This window comes from Mucilaginibacter sp. P4_G9 (assembly GCF_056400985.1).
Genome location: NZ_JBFUKF010000461.1, coordinates 1 through 3,785, shown reverse-complemented (window position 1 = coordinate 3,785; position 3,785 = coordinate 1). Strand labels below are relative to the sequence as shown.

At 42.3% G+C, this 3,785-nt stretch carries 4 protein-coding genes; 2 read left to right on the top strand and 2 right to left on the bottom strand.

All coding sequences use genetic code 11. The features are described from left to right. Positions 1-326: 326 nt before the first annotated feature. Complete coding sequence (locus tag AC1DPZ_RS23740) at positions 327-2,132, bottom strand: hypothetical protein (RefSeq protein ID WP_477408125.1); 1,806 nt, start codon at positions 2,130-2,132, stop codon at positions 327-329. Positions 2,133-2,321: 189 nt separating this feature from the next. Continuing rightward, positions 2,322-2,513: a cold-shock protein gene (locus AC1DPZ_RS23735; protein ID WP_477408123.1), complete on the bottom strand. Its 192-nt coding sequence runs from the start codon at positions 2,511-2,513 to the stop codon at positions 2,322-2,324. A gap of 219 nt (positions 2,514-2,732) precedes the next feature. Here AC1DPZ_RS23735 and AC1DPZ_RS23730 point away from each other — a divergent pair, with 219 nt between their 5' ends. Both AC1DPZ_RS23730 and AC1DPZ_RS23725 read left to right on the top strand, forming a co-directional pair. Continuing rightward, the gene (locus AC1DPZ_RS23730) at positions 2,733-3,188 is read left to right on the top strand and encodes a GNAT family N-acetyltransferase (protein WP_477408121.1); all 456 of its coding nucleotides are present in this window, start codon (positions 2,733-2,735) and stop codon (positions 3,186-3,188) included. Positions 3,189-3,212: 24 nt separating this feature from the next. Beyond that, positions 3,213-3,512 carry a GNAT family N-acetyltransferase gene (locus AC1DPZ_RS23725; protein ID WP_477408119.1) on the top strand — a complete coding sequence of 100 codons (300 nt, stop codon included), beginning with the start codon at positions 3,213-3,215 and terminating at the stop codon, positions 3,510-3,512. Positions 3,513-3,785: the final 273 nt, after the last annotated feature.

Here is a 3,785-nt window from a genome sequence, read left to right as displayed (position 1 = left end):
GTGTAATAAAGGCTGGGGAGATATTTATATTAAAATAAAAATCAGTTATAATAACGGCTTTCCGGATACTTTTGAATCGTACAAAGTAGATTTAATATCTCCTAATAAACGAAATGTAAACTTCAATTGTAATAATAGATAATTCGGACAAAGGACTTTCGGATGTTCGGACTATCGGACAAAGGACTTTTTTCAGTCCCCTTGGGATCTTCCTTAAAAAGGGAATCTGAGGCCGTCTGCCTGGAGAAATCCCGGGGACGGAAAGTCCTTTGTCCGATAGTCCGATAGTCCGATAGTCCGATAGTCTGAAAATCTAAAAAGCAAGCTTAGTTTTTCTCCTTTAGCTTTTCCCTAAACTTTTTATCTTCTTTTTCTTTGTTCTCCCTGGCTTTTTTCAATGCTTCTGCCTGCTCCTTTCGTTCCTTTTGGGTGATGGGTTGGTTTTTAGTTTTTTCGTCGGCCTTGCCTATGCCTGCACAGCCTTTGATGCCGTTAAGCAGGGCAAGCCATATGGTTTTAAAAAAGGGGAAATTTTTAGGGCGTATAAATGCCACCTCGGCCACACGGGGGATTAGCTTACCTTCATCCGGGTTATCATTTTTTAGTATCACCGCGTTGGCAAGCAGCGATATTAACGACCGTTTGGCATAACCTTTTTCTTCATCGCGTTTCAGCACTTCTACCCCCAGGTTACGATACAAAAAGGTTACTTTACCGGTGGATGTTTTTTGGTTGCCTCGGATATCAAAGTCGAGGCTTTTAACGGTACCCGATGTAAACCTCACCATTCCCAGCGGCATTACCGCCGGGTTGGCGGCCCGTATATCCATAGCGCCCAGGTGTCCTTTGTAACTGTAGCTGTAAGCTGCATCGGCAAGATTAAAGTTAAAGGTAAGGTTAAGTTTTCCCTTCCCCATAAACATGGTGCTTAGGTTAACGGTACATAAGGGGTGTTTTTGCAGTATGGCCTTGTTATTGGTGATGTTAAGGAACCTGCCGGTAACATTTTCAAACCTGACTGTGCCGATTTTGCCCGATTTATTTTTTTTTAACTCCGTTGAGCTCACATCAATGTTTTTAATATCCAGCGTATCTACCTGCAGCCCGGTTTTAAGCTGGCGGATAGCCCAATTGGGGAAGGTGACCAGCCTGTCGGTAGTTTTAAGCGGTCCATTTGGATTACTGAATACCCCAAAAGCTCCCTTATAAATGCTCATCCGCGAAACATACAGGTTTTGCTGCCTGCGATAGCTCCGGTAATCAAAATGATGAAAGGTAATTGCATCCAGGTGCAGGTTAAAGCGGCTGCCTTTGCTTTTGGCAAAAAAAGTTTTCGCATCCAGCGGCTGCATATCAACCCCGGTAATATCCAGCCGGGCATTGCGCGTTGATAGTTTTACGGACCTGATCTTATACGTATACAGACCACCCGCCGATTTGCCGGTATAATGCTTCAATTCGGTTACTATATCGCGGCAATACAAGGTGCGGGATGTATCCGTTTGCGAGGCAGAATCTATCAGCAGGTCGGTAGCCTGCAGGTCTATCTCTTTCAGCACAGATACCGATGGCTTTGGGCCGGATTTGTCACGATATGTAAAATTGACATTATCCAGTTGGATCTTACCTATATGAATAAGCCGGAAGCTTTTGGAGATTTTTTGATAAAGGGTGCGCTTATCCTGCCGTTTTTTTTTGTGCGGCTTAGCGGCATACCTGCTGATATATACTTCGGGGTTGCTGAAACGGATCAGCCCGACCTCTGCTTTCTTCCGCAACCATACCGATAATGGGTGGGCATTGGAAACTTCCAGGCGTTTTACCTTAAGTTCCAGTAAATTGTTGGGGGCACGCCCGCTTTGCTGCAAACGGTGGTATACAGCGGTATCGGGGCTAAAAGTGATATCATACAACACGGCGCTGCCGCTAAACACGCGTAATTCAGCTTTGCTGAAATTTACGTGGTACAGACTGTCTGTCCCCTTAAGCACCGTTTCCTTTAATTTTGCCGAAAGCCTTGCCGTTAAAAAGCTATTTAAAAACAACGCTACCAGCAATACAATGAAGGCCAGCACTGCTAAACTGATTAATGTTATTTTTTGCCACCTGTGTTTTAAAATTGAAACTGCCATATGATCTGCCTCGGGTTAAGCGACCTGCGCGGCGGCTTTTTAAACAAGAGTAACAGCCAAAGAAAGATTTTGTTACCCTTTTAAATCGCTATTCGCGGCAAAAGCTTCAACAAAACGACAGTAGCAGCCGGGCATAAAAAAAGCCCTCTCCCAAAAGGAGAAGGCTTCATGAATGATTATAATAGAGTATTAAACTATTTTTACATTTACGGCATTAGGACCTTTGCGGCCTTCTTCTACGTTATAACTAACTGAATTATTCTCGCGAATGTTGTCAATTAAACCTGAAGAGTGTACGAAGATTTCGCTTCCACCATTATCTGGTGTAATAAATCCGAAACCTTTTTCGTCATTAAAAAATTTTACTGTTCCTTGTTGCATTATATTATATTTAATAAGCCGCTAAGGTACGTATAATTTGGGACACTTTTACTATTGGTAAATTTATTTAAGTTTTTGTTAAGTACATATCTTCAAGATCTTTCTTCAGGAACTTCTTAAGTTGATGTCCTTACCATCTTTCGTCCTTTGTCTGAAAGTCCTTGCTCCTTTGTCCAAAACCMCTTGCTCCTTGCTCCAACTTGTACTATTTTTACCTCAATGAAAAACATCCGCCTTGCCAGAACTACCAGCGACAACCTTGATTTCAGGATATTGACTAACGAGCTGGACGCCGATCTTCGTGACCGCAATGGCGACGTTATGAACCTATACGACGAGCATAATGTAATCGATAAAATTGACACCGTGGTAATCGCTTATTTAAACAACCAACCGGCAGGCTGCGGATGTTTTAAATCGTTCGATACCGAAGCGGTGGAAATTAAAAGAATGTTTGTACGCCATAATGCACGCGGAAACGGCATCAGTACTATGATATTAAAAGAGCTGGAAAACTGGGCGCTTGAATCAGGCTATCAGTATGCCGTACTGGAAACCGGCAGCAAGCAACTGGAAGCGCTTGGCTTATACCCAAAAACAGGTTATGTACGTACCCCTAACTACGGTGTGTATGTTGATTTACCCGATAGCATTTGTTTCAGGAAAGCTTTGTAAATATTGATGCTTTTTAACAGGAAGATGGAAGTACAAACCCTAAATCATAACGACGTAAACCTGCTTCATGACTTACAACCAGATGGGTGGCCGGATATCACGCCCAACTTCTGCTTTTACACAGCATCACCTTTCTGCTTCCCTATAAAAATTATTATCGATGGTAAAATTGCCGGCATTGGTGCGGCAATTATTCATCATGAAATAGCCTGGCTCGGCCATATAATTGTCCACGCGGAACAAAGAGGTAAAGGAATTGGCAACTATATTACCGAAACCTGGTTGATATTGCAAAACAACATAATTGCCAAACTATTAATTTAATTGCAACTGACCTTGGAGCACCCGTTTACGAAAAAGCAGGCTTTATCACAGAAACCGAATACCTGTTTTTCAAAGACATTGATTTAGGAAAACAAMCCCCATTTTCGCCCCATATTAAACCATACGAAAAGGCATTAAAAGAACAAATTGCCAAAACAGACCGCTTAACTTCACAGGAAGAGAGGATGTTTTTATTTGAAGAACATCTTGCAGGTGGATTGGTGTATTGCAGCAATAATATTGTTGAGGGTTTTTATTTACCCACCCTTGGCG